The sequence below is a fragment of the Pseudomonas sp. CFBP 13602 genome, assembly GCF_014842725.1.
GTDB classification, from domain to species: domain Bacteria; phylum Pseudomonadota; class Gammaproteobacteria; order Pseudomonadales; family Pseudomonadaceae; genus Aquipseudomonas; species Aquipseudomonas baltica.
In genome coordinates this window covers 201,278-218,228 of sequence record NZ_JACYVT010000003.1, presented here as the reverse complement: position 1 = coordinate 218,228, position 16,951 = coordinate 201,278, and the positions used below count along the sequence as shown (strand labels likewise).

Below are 16,951 nucleotides of genomic sequence, written 5' to 3'. Positions count from 1 at the left end.
ACGCAAAGACATGGATTAAAGATTCTCTGAACCGGTCAGGCGCAGGATGGTGCTGCGCAGGACAGGGCTGTCGGGTTGTTCTTGCAGGGCCTTGCCCCAGATTTTGCGCGCCTCGCGCTGCTTGCCGCTGGCCCACAGCACTTCGCCCAGGTGGGCGGCCACTTCGTGGTCGGGAAAGCGTTCCAGCGCGTCGCGCAGATAGCGCTCGGCGGCGTCGAGGTTGCCCAGTCGGTAATTGACCCACCCCAGGCTGTCCAGCACGGCTGGATCTTCGGGGTTGATCTGGTGGGCCCGCTCGATCAGGGTGCGGGCCTCCTCGAAGCGAGTGGTGCGGTCGGACAGCGTGTAGCCCAGGGCATTGAGCGCCATGGCATTGTCCGGCTCGCGGGCCAGAATGGCCCGCAGGTCCTTTTCCATCTGTACCAGGTCGTTACGCTTTTCAGCCAGCATCGACCGTGTGTACAGCAGGTTCAGGTCGTCCGGATTCTGTTTGATGGCGTTCTGCAGCACCAGCCAGGCGGCTTGGGTCTTGTCGTTGTTGGCCAGGGTTTCGGCTTCGATCAGGTACAGCTGGATCGCGTAGTCGGGCTGGGCATCGCGTGCCTCGGCCAGGCGCCGTGAAGCCTCGTCGGCGCGGCCGTTGGCGATCAGGATATCGGCTTGACGCAGCTGGGCGGGCAGGTAGTCGGTACCGACATCCACCTGGGCGTACTCATCGAGCGCTGTCTGTGGATCGCCGCGTTCTTCGGCGATGCGGCCCAGGTTCAGGTGTGCGGAGTCGACGTGGCTGCCGCGCTCCACCAGTTGCTGGAGGTAATTGTAGGCTTCGTCCCAGGCCTTGCCTTCGAGGCACACCAGGGCCAGCGAATAGCGCAGTTCGTCGTCGTCCGGGTATTGCTGAACGAGAATCGCGAACTGCAGCTTGGCGTCGTCCATGCGGTTCTGTTCGACCAGCATGCGCGCATAGGTCAGGCGCAGACGCTTGTCGTCGGGGATTTTCTTGAGGTTTTTTTCCAGCAGTGGCATGGCTTCGCTGCCGCGATCCAGCGCGGCGAGCAGACGGGCGCGCAGCAGGATGGGGGCGATTTCACCTTCCTGGGGTGGATTGCCTTCCAGCAACGCCAGGGCGCCTTCGGTATTGCCATCCTGTTGCATCAGCAAGGCCTTGCCGAAGATCAGCTGGCCGTTGCCGGGGTACTTGCCCAGCAGGCGATCGAAACTTTGCAGCAAGCCGCGCCGGGTACTTTCGTCGGTGTCGGCCGCCGACAGCGCAAGAAAGTCGAAATGGGTGTCACCCTGGCCCTGCAGGACCTTCTCCATGTACACCAGCGACTCGTCGTACTTGCCATTGCGCGCCAACTGGATGGCAGCAGCACGCTGCGCGTCGAGGTCGGCGGGGGCGTTTTTCGCCCACAACTGCGCGGTCTCCAGCGCTGGCTGATCGGCGCCCAGGTATTCGGCGATGCGGAAAGCGCGTTCGGCAATGCCCGGATCCTGCGTCTTGCGGGCCTGGGTCACGTAGTTGCCCAGGGCAAGATCGAAGCGATCACGCTGCCCGGCCAACTCTGCACTGAGCAGGCTGAACACGGTTTCCTCGCTGAACGAGCCGTAGACCTTGGGCGTCTCGTCCGGCGCAGGCGCCGGCTGCGCCACGGGAACCGGAGTCGCCTGCTCTTTGGGTGGCCATGACTGGCAGCCCTGCAGCAAGGCGAAGGCGAGGAGCAACGTGGAGGTTCTATTCATAGAGGGGATTTTGGCGGCTTACCTGCGGTCGGATCATCATGACACAAGCCACAGGTCAAACCCATAACTCGAGGTTGCCTATTAGGACAATAGATAGCGGTGGTTGTTCTGGGCCGGACGAAGTAGGACAATTACCGGCTTCTCGACATCATCAGCGACCTTGAATGGCCTTTCTCGCCCTCGGTATCAACCATAAGACTGCTTCGGTAGACGTGCGCGAGCGCGTGGCGTTTACCCCGGAGCAGCTGGTAGAGGCCCTGCAGCAGCTTTGCCGGCTGACCGACAGCCGTGAGGCCGCGATCCTCTCGACCTGCAACCGCAGCGAGCTGTACATCGAACAGGATCACCTGGCTGCCGATGCCGTGCTGCGCTGGCTGGCCGATTACCACCGTTTGAGTGTGGAAGAGCTGCGCGCGAGCGCTTATGTGCACGAAGAAGATGCGGCTGTTCGTCACATGATGCGCGTGGCGTCCGGGCTCGATTCGCTGGTGCTGGGCGAGCCGCAGATTCTCGGGCAGATGAAATCCGCCTACGCCGTGGCCCGCGAGGCCGGCACCATCGGGCCGCTGCTGGGGCGTCTGTTCCAGGCGACCTTCAGCGCTGCCAAGCAGGTGCGCACCGACACCGCAATCGGCGAGAACCCGGTTTCGGTGGCGTTTGCCGCCGTCAGCCTGGCCAAGCAGATCTTCAGCGACCTGGCGCGCAGCCAGGCCTTGCTGATCGGCGCCGGCGAAACCATCACCCTGGTCGCACGCCACCTGCACGAGCAGGGGGTCAAGCGCATCGTGGTGGCCAACCGCACCCTGGAGCGCGCCAGTACCCTGGCTGCGCAGTTCGGCGCCCATGCCGTGCTGCTTTCCGATATTCCCCAGGAGCTGGTCAACAGCGACATCGTCATCAGCTCCACCGCCAGCCAGTTGCCGATCCTGGGCAAGGGCGCGGTCGAGAGCGCGCTGAAACTGCGCAAGCACAAGCCCATCTTCATGGTCGATATTGCCGTGCCGCGCGACATCGAACCCGAGGTCGGCGAGCTGGACGACGTCTACCTCTATACCGTCGACGACCTGCATGAAGTGGTTGCCGAGAACCTGAAAACCCGCCAGGGTGCCGCCCAGGCCGCCGAAGAACTGGTAAGCGTAGGTGCCGACGATTTCATGCTGCGTCTGCGCGAGCTGGCGGCGGTGGACGTGCTCAAGGCCTACCGCCAGCAGGGCGAGCGCCTGCGCGACGAGGAGCTGCAGAAAGCCATGCGCCTGCTGGCCAACGGCGGCAACGCCGAAGAGGTGCTTGCGCAATTGGCCCGGGGCCTGACCAACAAGTTGCTGCACGCACCCAGCGTGCACATGAAAAAGCTCTCTGCCGAAGGCCGCGTCGATGCGCTGGCCATGGCCCAGGAACTCTTTGCCCTCGATGAGGGCTCAACGGATAAACCGCCGCAATGAAAGCGTCACTGCTCAACAAGCTGGACACGCTCCAGGACCGATTCGAGGAACTGACCGCCTTGCTGGGCGACGCTGAAGTCATTTCCGAGCAAACCCGCTTCCGCGCCTATTCCAGGGAATACGCCGAAGTCGAGCCCGTGGTGCTGGGTTACCAGCAATGGGCCAAGGTGCAGGCTGACCTGGAGGGCGCGCAGGCGTTGCTCAAGGACAACGACCCGGACATGCGCGAGATGGCTGCCGAGGAAGTGCGCGAAGCCCGCGAGCAGTTGGTGCAACTGGAGGGCGCGCTGCAGCGCATGCTGCTGCCCAAGGACCCCAACGACGGTCGCAACGTGTTCCTCGAGATCCGCGCCGGTACCGGCGGCGATGAAGCGGCGATCTTTTCCGGCGATCTGTTCCGCATGTATTCGCGCTATGCGGAACGCCGTGGCTGGCGCCTGGAGATTCTTTCCGAAAACGAAGGCGAGCATGGCGGCTACAAGGAAGTCATCGCCCGCGTCGAAGGCGACAGCGTCTACGGCAAGCTCAAGTTCGAGTCCGGCGCGCACCGTGTCCAGCGCGTGCCGGAAACCGAATCCCAGGGCCGCATCCACACCTCGGCCTGCACGGTGGCCGTATTGCCTGAACCGGACGAGCAGGTGGCCATCGAGATCAACCCGGCCGATCTGCGCGTGGACACCTACCGGTCCTCCGGTGCCGGTGGCCAGCACGTCAACAAGACCGACTCGGCGATCCGCATCACTCACCTGCCGACCGGCATCGTGGTGGAATGCCAGGAAGAACGCTCGCAGCACAAGAACCGCGCCCGTGCCATGAGCTGGCTGTCAGCCAAGCTCAACGACATGCAAAGCAGCGCCGCAGCCAATGCCATCGCCAGCGAGCGCAAGCTGCTGGTGGGGTCGGGCGACCGTTCCGAGCGCATCCGCACCTACAATTTTCCGCAGGGCCGGGTAACCGACCATCGTGTCAACCTGACCTTGTACTGTCTGGATGAAGTGCTGGCCGGCGGCGTCGATGCAGTGATAGAGCCGCTTCTGGCTGAATACCAGGCCGATCAGTTGGCCGCGTTGGGTGAATAGAACATGACCATCATTGCCAGCCTGTTGCGCGCTGTCGAACTGCCCGATTCCCCGACCGCACGCCTGGATATCGAGCTGCTGCTGGCCGCGGCACTGGGCAAGTCGCGCAGCTACCTGCACACCTGGCCCGAGCGCATCGTGCCCAGCGAAGCTGCCAACGCCTTCGCCGCCTTCATAAAGCGTCGCCAGGCGGGCGAGCCGGTTGCCTATATCCTGGGCCAGCAAGGGTTCTGGAAGCTCGACCTGGAAGTGGCCTCGCACACATTGATTCCGCGTCCCGAAACCGAGCTGCTGGTAGAGGCTGCGCTGCAATTGCTGCCGGCCAGCTCGGCGCGAGTACTGGATCTGGGCACGGGTACGGGAGCGATTGCCTTGGCCCTGGCCGGCGAATGCAGTGCCTGGCAAGTCACCGCAGTCGACCGCGTCGCCGAAGCAGTGGCCCTGGCCGAGCGCAACCGGGTGCGCCTGAACCTGGGCAATGCCCGGGTGCTCGAGAGCCACTGGTTCAGCGCCCTGCAGGGCGAGCGTTTCGACCTGATCGTCAGCAACCCGCCGTACATCGCCAGTGCCGACCCTCATCTGCGTGCCGGCGACGTGCGCTTCGAGCCCGCCAGTGCACTGGTGGCCGGCGAAGACGGCCTCGACGACCTGCGCCTGATCATCGGCCAGGCACCCGCGCACCTGCATCCGGGCGGCTGGCTGCTGCTCGAACACGGCTACGACCAGGCACCGGCGGTCCGTGAACTGCTGGCCCAACACGATTTCGAGCAGATCGAAAGCCGTATCGATCTCGGCGGTCACGAGCGCATCACGCTGGGGCGGTTGCTGTGCTGAGCGATCAGGAGCTGCTGCGCTACAGCCGGCAGGTGCTGCTGTCGCAGGTCGACATCCAAGGCCAATTGAGGCTCAAGGGCAGCCGGGTACTGATCGTCGGCTTGGGTGGGTTGGGCTCGCCGGTGGCGCTGTACCTGGCTGCAGCGGGCGTCGGCGAGCTGCATCTGGCAGACTTCGACACCGTCGATGTGACCAACCTGCAACGCCAGGTGCTGCACGACAGCACCTCGGTGGGTATCAGCAAGGTCGATTCGGCCATTGCCCGGCTGGGCGCGATCAACCCCGAAATCGCCTTGGTGGCGCACCGCGCCGCGCTGGATGAAGACTCGCTGAGCGCAGCGGTTGCCGCCGTCGACCTGGTGCTCGACTGTTCCGACAACTTCGCCACGCGCCAGGCGGTGAACGCCGCCTGCTTTGCCGCCGGCAAGCCGCTGGTCAGTGGTGCCGCCATCCGCCTGGAAGGGCAGTTGTCGGTGTTCGACCCACGGCGTCCGGAAAGCCCCTGCTACCATTGCCTGTACGGTGAAGGCAGCGATGCCGAGCTGACCTGCAGCGAGGCCGGCGTGGTGGGCCCGCTGGTCGGGCTGGTGGGCAGCCTGCAGGCACTGGAAGCGTTGAAGCTGTTGGCGCAGTTCGGCGATGTGCTGGTCGGTCGGCTGCTGTTGATCGACGCACTGGGCACCCATTTCCGCGAAATGCGGGTCAAGCGCGATCCCAAGTGCCCGGTCTGCAGCGCCCGGCATGTCTGAGGCGCCTGTCGGCGTGTTCGATTCCGGCGTCGGCGGTTTGTCGGTGCTTGGCGAAATCGAACGGCTGCTGCCTTGCGAATCGCTGCTGTACGTGGCCGACACCGGGCACATTCCGTACGGCGAGAAATCCAGCGAATTCATCCGCGAGCGTTGTGCCAAGGTTGCGCATTTTTTTCACGGCCAGGGCGCCAAGGCATTGGTGCTGGCCTGCAACACGGCCACGGTCGCTGCGGTGGCGGATCTGCGTCAACGCTATCCCGACTGGCCCATCGTTGGCATGGAGCCAGCGGTCAAACCTGCCGCGGCAGCGACCCGCAGTGGTGTCGTCGGTGTGCTGGCCACCACCGGCACCCTGCGCAGCGCCAAATTCGTGGCACTGCTCGATCGTTTTGCCAACGAAGTGCAGGTCATCACCCAGCCGTGTCCCGGACTGGTCGAACTGATCGAAACCGGCGATCTGGACAGTCCGGCGCTGCGTCTGTTGCTGCAGGGGTACGTGCAACCGTTACTGGACGCTGGCTGCGATACCCTTATTCTGGGCTGCACGCACTATCCGTTCCTCAAGCCCCTGTTGGCCACCATGGTCCCGGCCCACGTGGCGCTGGTCGATACTGGCGCCGCAGTAGCGCGTCAGCTACAGCGATTGCTGAGTGCCGGAAACCAGCTGGCTGACGGGCCGGCGCGGCCCGCGCAGTTCTGGACCAGCGGATCGATAGATATTTTTCGAAATGTCCTACCGAAGCTGTGGAAATTTTCTGACAATGTGCAAGTATTCACGTTGTAAAAAAAATGTGAAAAAAACGGGATGTAACACTGAACTTACGTTCCAACTCCGATTCCATAGCATGTCCATTTTTTCGACAAAAATTCTTACAACTGCATTCGGTAGGATGTTTCTCATGAAGAGACTGTTCAGTTTGGCTGCGCTTGCGGCTTTGATGTTGGGGCAATCGGTGACCGCGAACGCGGCCGACCTATCGTTTTCCGCGGGCGAAACGGGCGAATCGTCCCAGGTCTATCGCATTGGCTTGCAATCCAACTGGGACAAGAGCTGGTTCCAGACCGACGTCGGTCGCCTGACCGGCTACTGGGATGCCGGCTATACCTACTGGGATGGCAAGGACTTCAAGGACAACCACAGCCTGTCGTTCGCGCCAGTATTCGTCTACGAATTCGGCGGCGGTTCGATCAAGCCCTACATCGAGGCCGGCATCGGTGTCGCCGCCTTCGCGCACACGCAGATCGAAGGCAACAAGCTGGGTTCGTCGTTCAACTTCGAAGACCGTATCGGCTTCGGTTTGCGCTTCGGTGGCGGTCATGAGCTGGGTGTGAGAGCGATCCACTACTCCAACGCCGGCATCAAAGAGCCAAACGATGGTATCGAAGCCTACACACTGAACTACCGCATGCCGCTGTAAGCTGTCCCTCGGCCAGCATTGGCCGACGCGCGGGCAGGATTCTCTGCCCGCGATTGCTTCAATCCTTCTTCCCTATTTGGCTTTGCGTGGCAGATTCTTGAATGCCGCCAAGGCGCGTGCGCGTCCTTCCTTCAGATCCACGATCGGCCGGGGATAGTCGTTCTGCTTGAGCGCATCACCTGACGGCGCATGGACCTGCTTGCGATCCAGTCCTTCCAGCTCGGGCAGCCATTGCTTGAGAAACACGCCTTGCTCGTCGAAACGCTGCGACTGGCTCACCGGGTTGAAGATCCGGAAATAGGGCACCGAATCGGTACCCGTGGATGCACTCCACTGCCAGCCGCCGTTGTTGGAGCACAGGTCGCCGTCGATAAGGTGCTGCATGAAGAAACGCTCGCCCTCGCGCCAGTCGATCAGCAGGTTCTTGCTCAGGAACATGGCGGTAACCATGCGCAGGCGGTTATGCATCCAACCGGTGGACACCAGTTGACGCATGGCTGCATCGACGATGGGGATGCCGGTGCGTCCCTCTTTCCACGCCTGCAGCTCGCTGGGCGCCTTGCGCCAGGGCAGGGCGGCGTACTCCTCGCGAAACGGTCGATGCATCGAAACGCGCGGATAGCCCACCATGATGTGCCGGTAGAACTCGCGCCAGATCAACTCGCCGATCCAGGTCACGGCGCCGACGTTGCCGCTCTCGAACTCACCGCGATTGCTGTTGAGCGCCGCATGCAGGCACTGGCGTGGAGAAACCACGCCGGAAGTCAGGTAGGCGGATATCTGGCTGGTCCCAGGGTGGGCCGGTAGATCGCGCTCGACCTTGTAGTCTTCGATCGGTTGGTCGGTGAAGGTGTCCAGGCGCTTGTGCGCCTCTTCCTCACCGGCCGGCCAGAGCTTGATCAGCGCCTTGTCGGGGACGGCGAAGCCTTTCACCTGATCGGGCACTGTGTCGGCGGCAATGTGCACCGGTTTCTGCGCGCGGGGCTTTTTTACCAGCGCCGGGACGGACTGGTGCAGGCGTTCGTAACAGACCTTGCGGAACTGGCTGAAGACCTGGAAATAAGTGCCGCCTTTGGTCAGTACGCTGCCGGGCTTGAACAGCGCCTGATCCAGATAACGGTGCAGGGGAATGTCCACCTTGGCCAGGGCCGCTCCTACTGCCTCGTCGCGGCGGTTCTCGTTGACACCGAACTCGTCGTTGCAATGCACGGCCTCGATCTTGTGCTCGGCGCAGAGCGCGCTGATGACCTTCGGTGCCTTGTCCCAGGTATCGGCTTCACGCAGCAACAGGGGGATGTGCAGGGCCTTGAGGCTGGCGCTCAGTTCCTTGAGATTGCGCAGCCAGAAGTCGACCTTGTTCGGTGAGTCGTCGTGCTCCAGCCATTGCCTGGGGCTCAGCAGGAACACGGCCAGGGTCGGGCCCTGCTCGCAGGCGGCCGCCAGGGCGGGGTTGTCGTGCACTCGCAGGTCGCTGCGCAGCCAGATCAATTGCATGAAAGCCTCGTCATTCGAATTCAGGGTTGCCGGTTGGCCAACACGCCAGACGCCTGCAGCAACTGCTGGGCGTGCAACGGATCGGTCGCCAGGTGCAGATCGGCAATGGGGGAAGGGCCGTCGCCTGCGGCGGCGCGGTGAATGAGCACGGCCGAGCCCACCAGCCATTTGGGGCACGTGCAACCGACCAGCAGCCGCCTCAGCGTCGCGAGGTTGAGGGCCTTGTCGGCGTACAGCACCAGAGCGCGTGCCTGAAGCTTGTCGCAGGCCAGGGCCAGCTCGCCCGCCGGCAGCGGCGCGTCGAACACCTGCACCGGGCAATCGCTGCTGCTGATCAGCCAGGCGCCGAGCCACAGGTAAGGGTCCGGAGTGACGTCGGCCTGATTGACCAACACCACGGGCGCACCGTTCAGCTGGCGATTATTGTGATAGAGGCGCGCACCCAGTTTGCTGCGCAGCCAGCCATGGAAGAACACCCGCTGCATCTGCGCGCCGAACTGGCCGGCCCAACGCTGCTCCAGATCGGTCAGCAGCGGCAGCAGCAAATGCTCGCACAGGGTGGCGGGTGGATACAGGGCCATCGCTTGATTGAACAGATCATCCAGCTGACGCTCGGCCATATCGGTGATGGCTTGGATCAATGTCTGGCGCAGCTGCTGCCAATCGCTCTGGACTTGCGGCCGGGCATCGCGAGGAGCGTCGAGCAGTTGCTTCACCTGACTGACGGCCACGCCCCGGTTGAGCCAGGTCAGCACGTGCTGGATCCGTGCGATCTGCGCGGCGTCGTACAGGCGATGGCCCTTGGCGGTGCGATGAGGCACGATCAGGCCGTAGCGCCGCTCCCAGGCCCGCAGGGTGACCGGGTGCACGCCGGTTTGCCGGGTGACTTCGCGGATCGGCAGCCAGTCGGTGCCATTGGCGTCAGATGGCATTGCGCAAGCTCAGGTTTTCCGGGTGCGGCTGCAGGTAGGTCTGCTGGGCGATGTACGGGTCCGGATGGATGCGGAACAGGTGCTTGAGCAGCGTCATCGGCACCACCAGCGGCACAATGCCCTCGCGGTACTGATTGATCAGTTGTTGCAGTTCTTGCTTGTCCTGCGCATCGATGTCGCGCTTGAGGTAGCCGCTGATGTGCTGCAGCACATTGCTGTGGGTGCCGCGAGTGGCGCAGCGCTTGAGCGCCTGCATCAGCTCACTGAAATACTGCGGGCCGATCTGCGCGGCATCGCCGCGGCCCATGCTGCCCAGCAGCTTGCCCAGAACCTTGTACTGCAGCGGGTTGTTGGCCATCAGCTGGTATTTGAAGCGCGAGTGGAATTCGGTCAGGGCGCGGCGCGTCAAGCCGTCCGCCAGCAGCGCTTGCCACTGGGCATAGGCGCCGACGCGCACGAGGAAGTTTTCCCGCAGCACCGGATCGCACAGGCGACCTTCCTCTTCCACTGGCAGATCGGGGTGGCGCGCACAGAACGCCTGGGCATAGATGCCTCGGCCACCTTCGCGCTGGGGAGCGCCGTTGTCTCGATAGATCTTCACCCGCTCCAGGCCACAGGACGGCGACTTCTGCATGAAGATGTAGCCACAGAGATCGGTCAGCTCGCCGGCCATCCGTTCGCCGTAGGCGGCCAGGGGCGCGGTGACGTTGATGTCGGGGTGTACGGTACCCACGGCCTGGGTGTGATCCTTGTCGCCGACCAGGCGAATCGGCTCGCGCGGCGTACCCAGGCCGATGGCGACCTCGGGGCAGACCGGGACGAACTCGAAATGCTCGACCAGGATCCGACTGCACCAGCGCGATTCCTTGTGCCCGGCGTTGTAGCGCACGGGTGCGCCGAGCAGGCAGGCGCTGATTCCGATCTTGGGTTTGCTGACGCTGGGCTCTTGCATGACGGACCTCTTCTGAAACCTGTACATACTGACAACGCTGTACAGCATAGTTTCATCTTAGGTCCGTATTTGTACAGGTCAAATGCTTTGTACAGAAATACAGCTCTTGGCAGGATGTCACTGCCAGCCCATTTTCCAGTTCTGCATATCCTGCAAAGCCTGCCAGGGCATGCGCTCGGCACGGTGTGTGAGAACCGCCTGCAACTCGACCTCCAGCACGACGCCTTCGTCATCGCAGAACACTTCGCTGACCAGGAAATGCTTTTCCCGGTTCAGCGGGCGCACGGCGGTCCATTTCGACAGCAACAACTTGCGCGGATTGAGCTGATGCCGGGCATTCATTGCAGGTGCTCGAGCAGGCGCCGCGCGGCTTCCTGGCCACTGAGCCAGGCGCCTTCGACGCGGCCTGACAGGCACCAGTCGCCGCACACGTACAGGCCCAGGTCGGGGTCGGCCAGCGCACCCCATTCATGGGGCTGAGCCGGGCGCGCGTAGAGCCAGCGATGGGCGATGCTGAAGCTTGGCGCAGGCATCGGGCAGTTCACCAGCTCGGCGAAGGCGCCATGCAGCTGTTCGATCACTGCCTCGCGGGACAGGTCGATGTGCTGTTTGCTCCACGCGCTGGTGGCGTGCAGTACCCAGGTGTCGCTGCTGTCGTCACGGCCGGGCTTGCTGCCGCTTCGCGCCAGCCAGTCCAGCGCACTGTCCTGCACGAAGCAGCCCTGCATCGGCGTGTCCAGCGGCGTAGCGAAACTCAGTGCCACCGACCAGGTAGGGTCCATCTTGACCCCGGCCACCTGCGTGGCGAGCTTGGGTGCACTGGCCAGCAGCGCCGTGGCCTGGGGCGCCGGCACAGCGAGCACGACGTGGCTGAAGGGTCCATGGCTGGTGCCCTCTGCATCCAGCAGCTCCCAGAATTCCTCGCCCTTGAACACCTCGGCGATGCGGCAGGAAAAAGCGGCAGGCAGGTCGACGGCCATGGTCTTGGCAATGGCGCTCATGCGTGGTGCGCCGACCCAACGTACCTGCTCGTCCGGCGACGGGCTGAGGCGACCCTGCTTGGCGTTGTACAGCGACGGCGACCACGGCTGCACGCAACCTTCGGCCTGCCATTGCTGGACCTGGGCCACGAAGCGCCGGTCGCGGGCAGTGAAATACTGCGCGCCCAGATCGATGGAACCGACCTCGCTGCGTTTGCTGGACATGCGGCCGCCCACACCGCGCGCCTTGTCGAACAACTGCACGGCATGGCCAGCCTTGTGCAACGCCTGGGCAGCGGAGAGGCCGGCCATGCCAGTACCGATGATTGCAATGGATACGGTCGCTGCAGGTCCAGTCGTCGTAGATGAAGTCGGCGTAGGTAAACTCGGCGTAGGTAAACTCATAGTGCCCTCGTAACAGCTTCGTAAGCGCTATGCACACGTGTGTTCGAAAAAACAAACCTGTACAAAAGACTTAATAAGTATAAGTTAACGGGATCCTTTTTGCTCAGGTGTCCTATGGTTCATGAGAGAGGCACGCGGATGGAAAGTGCCTGTCTCATGAAAATAGACTAGCGCTGCAGACGCAACGCCACATTGGAGAAACCTTATGCACATATTGCTGACCGGCGGCACCGGGCTCATCGGCCGCAAGCTTTGCCAGCACTGGGTAGGGCAGGGGCATCGGCTGACGGTGCTCAGTCGCCAGCCGGGACAGGTCAAGCAGCTGTGCGGAGCCAGCGTGCGTGGCGTGGCGCAGCTCGAGGAAATCGGCGACGAAACGGTGGATGCGGTGGTCAATCTGGCCGGCGCGCCGATTGCCGACCGTCCGTGGACGGCGCGGCGCCGGGCGTTGCTGTGGAGCAGCCGGATCACCCTCACCGAGCGCCTTCTGGCATGGCTGGAAAGCCGTGCGCAGCGGCCCGAAGTGTTGATTTCCGGCTCGGCGGTAGGCTGGTATGGCGATGGTGGCGAACGTGAATTGAACGAGACCTCGCAACCGGTCAAGGAGGACTTCGCCAGTCACTTGTGCATTGCCTGGGAAGAGACGGCCCTGCGCGCCGAAGCGTTGGGCGTGCGGGTGGTGCTGGTACGCACCGGGCTGGTGCTGGCAAGTCAGGGCGGCTTTCTCAAGCGCCTTGTGCTGCCGTTCAAGCTGGGGCTGGGAGGCCCGATCGGCAGTGGCCGGCAGTGGATGCCGTGGGTTCATATCGACGATCAAATCGCCTTGATTGATTTTCTCTTGCACCAGACTCAGTGCCGCGGTCCCTATAATGCCTGCGCGCCGGAGCCGGTGCGCAACCGTGAATTCGCACGACAACTGGGACGTGCCCTGCATCGCCCGGCTTTCCTGCCACTGCCGTCGCTGTTGCTCAAGGCAGGGCTCGGCGAGCTGTCAGGGCTGTTGCTCGGTGGCCAGCGCGCACGCCCGGTGGCGCTGCAGGCCGCAGGTTTCAATTTCCGCTACAGCGAACTATCCGCCGCCCTGACCGAACTGTCGCGGCGCCTCTGAGCTCTCAAACGACGAACCTGAAATAGGACGCTGCATGACCGATCACGCCCTGCTGCTGGTCAACCTGGGGTCGCCCGCATCGACCCAGGTAGCCGATGTACGTAGCTATCTCAACCAGTTCCTGATGGACCCTTATGTCATCGACGTGCCATGGCCGCTGCGGCGTCTGATCGTGTCGCTGATTCTGGTCAAGCGCCCCGTGCAATCGGCACACGCCTATGCCTCGATCTGGTGGGAGGACGGCTCGCCGCTGGTGGTCCTGACCCGGCGCCTGCAGGCGGTCATGGCCGAGCAGTGGCGCCATGGTCCGGTGGAAGTCGCCATGCGTTATGGCGAGCCTTCGCTGGATACGGCGCTCGCGCGCCTGGCCGAGCAGGGGGTGCAGAAAGTCACCCTGGCTCCGCTTTATCCTCAGTTCGCCCAGAGCACCGTGACCACGGTGATCGAGCAGGCACGCAAAGTGGTGCGCGAGCGCAAGCTGGCCATGCAATTCAGCGTGCTGCAGCCCTTCTATGACCAGCCGGAATACGTGGATGCCTTGGTGGCCAGTGCCAAGCCCTACCTGGCGCAACCCCATGACCATCTGTTGATGAGCTTCCACGGACTGCCCGAACGGCACCTGACCAAGATCGACCCTACCGGCGGCCACTGTCTGCGTTCCGCCGACTGCTGCCAGAATGCCCCGCCTGAAGTGCTCGCCGTCTGCTATCGCGCGCAGTGCCTGCGTACGGCCAGTGCCTTCGCCGAGCGCATGGGCCTTGCCGACGGTAGCTGGTCGGTGTCCTTCCAGTCGCGACTGGGCCGGGCCAAGTGGATCGAGCCCTACACCGAGGCGCGTCTGGATGAACTTGCCAAGCAAGGGGTGAAGAAGTTGCTGGTGATGTGCCCGGCGTTCGTCGCCGATTGCATCGAGACCCTGGAGGAGATCGGCGACCGTGGGCGCGAGCAGTTCTGCGAGGCGGGGGGCGAGGAGTTGGTGCTGGTGCCGTGCCTGAATGATCATCCGCAATGGGGTGAAGCGTTGAATACCCTGTGCGAGCGGGCACCCTTGATGCTTTGACGCTGAATCTGCCAGCAGGGAGCGCCGCCATGGCGCTCCCTGCTGGCTTCAGGCCTGCGAGTCCTTTTTCCAGTCACCATGCCCCGGCAGCAACAGGTTCAGGGCAATCGCCACCACGGCGCACAGGGCAATGCCCTTGAGGCCGAAGTCATCGGGCCCGGTCCCGGTGCCGACCAGCACACCACCGATACCGAACACCAGGGTTACCGAGACGATCACCAGGTTGCGCGCCTCGGCCATGTCGACCTTGTGGCGAATCATCGTGTTCAGGCCCACCGCTGCGATGGAACCGAACAGCAGGCACAGGATGCCGCCCATCACCGGTACCGGAATGCTCTGCAGCAGCGCGCCGAACTTGCCGACGAACGCCAGGCTGATCGCGAAGATCGACGCCCAGGTCATGATCTTGGGGTTGTAATTCTTGGTCAGCATGACCGCGCCGGTCACTTCCGCGTAAGTGGTATTGGGCGGTCCGCCGAACAGGCCGGCGGCAGTCGTGGCAATGCCATCGCCAAGCAGGGTGCGGTGCAGGCCGGGCTTCTTCAGGTAGTCACGACCGGTCACGCTGCCCACGGCGATCACGCCACCGATGTGCTCGATGGCCGGTGCCAATGCCACGGGTACAATGAACAGGATGGCCTGCCAGTTGAACGCCGGCGCCGTGAAGTGTGGCAGTGCCAGCCAGGAAGCTGCGGCGATCTTGGCCGTGTCCACCACACCGAAGACGAATGCCATGGCGAAGCCGACCAGTACCCCGGCGATGATCGGCACCAGGCGAAAGATGCCCTTGCCGAACACGGCGACGACGATGGTGGTGAGCAGCGCCGGCATGGAGATCCACATGGCTGTGGCGTAGGGGATCAGTTCGGTGCCATCGCCGGCCTTGCCCATCGCCATGTTGGCGGCGATCGGCGCCATCGCCAGGCCGATGGAAATCACGACCGGGCCGATTACCACGGGCGGCAGCAGGCGGTCGATGAAGCCGGTGCCCTTGATCTTCACCGCAAGCCCGAGGAAGGTGTAGACGAATCCGGCCGCCATGATCCCGCCCATCGTCTCGGCCAGGCCGAACTGGCCCTTGGCGAGAATGATCGGTGTGATGAAAGCAAAGCTCGATGCCAGGAATACCGGCACCTGACGACCCGTCACCAGTTGGAACAGCAACGTGCCCAGGCCCGCAGTGAACAGCGCCACGTTCGGGTCCAGGCCAGTGATCAGCGGCATCAGTACCAGCGCGCCGAACGCCACGAAGAGCATTTGCGCGCCTGACAGCACCTGCCGCCAGAGCGGATCGTTGAACTCGTCCTGCATGGGTCAGGCGTCCTTCTGCTTGGTGCCGAAGATCTTGTCACCGGCATCGCCCAGCCCGGGGATGATGTAGCCATGCTCGTTCAGGCGCTCGTCGATCGAAGCAGTGTAGATCTGCACGTCGGGATGTGCCTTTTCCACGGCGGCAATGCCCTCGGGCGCAGCCACCAGCACCATGGCGCGGATTTCCTTGCAGCCGGCCTTCTTCAACAGGTCGATGGTGGCAACCATGGAGCTGCCGGTGGCCAGCATCGGGTCGATGATCATCGCCAGGCGCTCGTCGATTTCATCGACCAGCTTTTCCAGGTAGGTGTGCGCCTGCAACGTATCTTCGTTGCGCGCAACGCCGACGGCGCTGACCTTGGCACCCGGAATCAGGCTGAGCACGCCGTCGAGCATGCCGATGCCGGCGCGTAGGATGGGCACCACGGTGATTTTCTTGCCAGCGATCTTTTCGACCACCACCGGGCCGGCCCAGCCTGCAATTTCGTAGTTTTCCAGGGGCAGATCCTTGGTGGCCTCGTAGGTGAGCAGGGCTCCCACTTCCTGGGCGAGCTCGCGGAAGTTCTTGGTGCTGATGTCGGCACGGCGCATGAGGCCGAGCTTGTGGCGGATCAGCGGGTGGCGGATCTCACGGATAGGCATGGGGAAAGGCTCCGAACGGGCAAAAAAACGGCGGTAGATTAATCTATTGTATCGGGCTGTCCTATAGACATACTGCACGTTAGTGCATGAAAGCCTGGATTGTGCTTGATTCATGCCAGGTGTGTGCGTACCTTTGCCCGCTTTTCTTCCCGCCCCCCTTGGAGAGCGTCATGTCCGCTGATCTCGAGCACATCCGTCAAGTCATGCGAGAGGCCGACTGCCTGTACACAGAAGCCCAGGTCGAGGCTGCCATCGCCAAGGTCGGCGCGCAGATCAACGCTGAACTGGCCGACCGCAACCCCGTGGTGTTCTGCGTGATGAACGGCGGGCTGATCTTCTCCGGCAAGCTGCTGACCCATCTGGATTTCCCGCTGGAGGCGTCGTACCTGCACGCCACCCGCTATCGCAACGAAACCCGCGGCGGCGATCTGTTCTGGAAGGCCAAGCCGGAAATCTCTTTCATCGACCGCGACGTGCTGATCATCGATGACATCCTGGACGAGGGCCACACGCTCAGCGCCATCATCGATTTCTGCAAGCACGCCGGCGCCCGCGCCGTGCACACCGCCGTGCTGATCGACAAGGACCACGACCGCAAGGCCAGTCCCGACCTCAAGGCCGACTTCGTGGGTCTGCCGTGCATCGACCGTTATATCTTCGGTTACGGCATGGACTACAAGGGGTACTGGCGCAACGCTGCGGGTATCTTCGCCGTCAAGGGGATGTAAGGCCTCCCTCCCGAAACCGACCCCGGGTTTATTGCATTCCTCCAGACCCATGGCACGCACCGCCGACGCGGCTC

The 16,951-nt window shown here is 63.2% G+C and carries 17 protein-coding genes; 9 read left to right on the top strand and 8 right to left on the bottom strand.

The window, feature by feature from the left end; translation table 11 throughout:
* Positions 1–15 precede the first annotated feature (15 nt).
* Positions 16–1,743, bottom strand: coding sequence for a tetratricopeptide repeat protein (locus tag IFU31_RS07415; RefSeq protein WP_122475234.1), 1,728 nt, complete (start codon positions 1,741–1,743; stop codon positions 16–18).
* Between the two features lie 164 nt (positions 1,744–1,907).
* Here IFU31_RS07415 and hemA point away from each other — a divergent pair, with 164 nt between their 5' ends.
* The 6 genes from hemA (at position 1,908) to IFU31_RS07385 (ending at position 7,265) form a co-directional block, all read left to right on the top strand.
* Entirely contained in the window at positions 1,908–3,185 is a 1,278-nt protein-coding gene (gene hemA, locus IFU31_RS07410; RefSeq protein ID WP_122475232.1) for a glutamyl-tRNA reductase, read from the top strand.
* Entirely contained in the window at positions 3,182–4,264 is a 1,083-nt protein-coding gene (gene prfA / locus IFU31_RS07405; protein WP_122475230.1) for a peptide chain release factor 1, read from the top strand. Before hemA ends, prfA begins: the two co-directional genes overlap by 4 nt.
* 3 nt (positions 4,265–4,267) lie before the next feature.
* Positions 4,268–5,098, top strand: a complete 831-nt coding sequence (gene prmC, locus IFU31_RS07400; RefSeq protein WP_192102623.1) for a peptide chain release factor N(5)-glutamine methyltransferase — start codon at positions 4,268–4,270, stop codon at positions 5,096–5,098.
* Entirely contained in the window at positions 5,092–5,847 is a 756-nt protein-coding gene (locus IFU31_RS07395) for a molybdopterin-synthase adenylyltransferase MoeB (RefSeq protein WP_192058594.1), read from the top strand. Before prmC ends, IFU31_RS07395 begins: the two co-directional genes overlap by 7 nt.
* On the top strand, positions 5,840–6,631 hold the full coding sequence (gene murI / locus IFU31_RS07390; protein ID WP_192058596.1) for a glutamate racemase: 792 nt from the start codon (positions 5,840–5,842) through the stop codon (positions 6,629–6,631). The genes IFU31_RS07395 and murI overlap by 8 nt, the downstream gene beginning before the upstream one ends.
* A 115-nt stretch (positions 6,632–6,746) precedes the next feature.
* A complete protein-coding gene (locus tag IFU31_RS07385; protein ID WP_192054703.1) occupies positions 6,747–7,265 on the top strand; it encodes an acyloxyacyl hydrolase in 519 nt (172 codons plus the stop codon).
* Between the two features lie 72 nt (positions 7,266–7,337).
* Here the strand turns inward: IFU31_RS07385 and phrB are convergent, their stop codons facing one another.
* From phrB to IFU31_RS07360, 5 genes are all read right to left on the bottom strand, one after another.
* Positions 7,338–8,759: a deoxyribodipyrimidine photo-lyase gene (phrB, locus tag IFU31_RS07380; protein WP_192102622.1), complete on the bottom strand. Its 1,422-nt coding sequence runs from the start codon at positions 8,757–8,759 to the stop codon at positions 7,338–7,340.
* 20 nt (positions 8,760–8,779) lie between these two features.
* Positions 8,780–9,691: a MerR family transcriptional regulator gene (locus IFU31_RS07375; RefSeq protein WP_192102621.1), complete on the bottom strand. Its 912-nt coding sequence runs from the start codon at positions 9,689–9,691 to the stop codon at positions 8,780–8,782.
* A complete protein-coding gene (locus tag IFU31_RS07370) occupies positions 9,681–10,643 on the bottom strand; it encodes a YbgA family protein (protein ID WP_122795335.1) in 963 nt (320 codons plus the stop codon). Before IFU31_RS07370 ends, IFU31_RS07375 begins: the two co-directional genes overlap by 11 nt.
* Positions 10,644–10,760: 117 nt before the next feature.
* Positions 10,761–10,985: a TIGR02450 family Trp-rich protein gene (locus IFU31_RS07365; RefSeq protein WP_192102620.1), complete on the bottom strand. Its 225-nt coding sequence runs from the start codon at positions 10,983–10,985 to the stop codon at positions 10,761–10,763.
* The gene (locus tag IFU31_RS07360) at positions 10,982–11,956 is read right to left on the bottom strand and encodes an NAD(P)/FAD-dependent oxidoreductase (RefSeq protein ID WP_342345057.1); all 975 of its coding nucleotides are present in this window, start codon (positions 11,954–11,956) and stop codon (positions 10,982–10,984) included. Before IFU31_RS07360 ends, IFU31_RS07365 begins: the two co-directional genes overlap by 4 nt.
* A gap of 277 nt (positions 11,957–12,233) precedes the next feature.
* On the opposite strand from IFU31_RS07360, the gene IFU31_RS07355 reads away from it, so the two are divergent.
* Entirely contained in the window at positions 12,234–13,136 is a 903-nt protein-coding gene (locus IFU31_RS07355) for a TIGR01777 family oxidoreductase (protein ID WP_185795015.1), read from the top strand.
* A 34-nt stretch (positions 13,137–13,170) separates the two neighbouring features.
* Complete coding sequence (gene hemH / locus IFU31_RS07350; protein WP_122475212.1) at positions 13,171–14,196, top strand: ferrochelatase; 1,026 nt, start codon at positions 13,171–13,173, stop codon at positions 14,194–14,196.
* Positions 14,197–14,244: 48 nt separating this feature from the next.
* On the opposite strand, the gene IFU31_RS07345 is transcribed toward hemH, so the two are convergent.
* Complete coding sequence (locus IFU31_RS07345) at positions 14,245–15,507, bottom strand: uracil-xanthine permease family protein (protein WP_122475210.1); 1,263 nt, start codon at positions 15,505–15,507, stop codon at positions 14,245–14,247.
* A 3-nt stretch (positions 15,508–15,510) separates the two neighbouring features.
* Positions 15,511–16,149, bottom strand: a complete 639-nt coding sequence (gene upp / locus IFU31_RS07340; protein WP_122475209.1) for a uracil phosphoribosyltransferase — start codon at positions 16,147–16,149, stop codon at positions 15,511–15,513.
* Positions 16,150–16,319: 170 nt separating this feature from the next.
* Between upp and IFU31_RS07335 the strand changes: the two genes are divergently transcribed.
* Positions 16,320–16,877: a hypoxanthine-guanine phosphoribosyltransferase gene (locus IFU31_RS07335; RefSeq protein ID WP_122475207.1), complete on the top strand. Its 558-nt coding sequence runs from the start codon at positions 16,320–16,322 to the stop codon at positions 16,875–16,877.
* Positions 16,878–16,951: the final 74 nt, after the last annotated feature.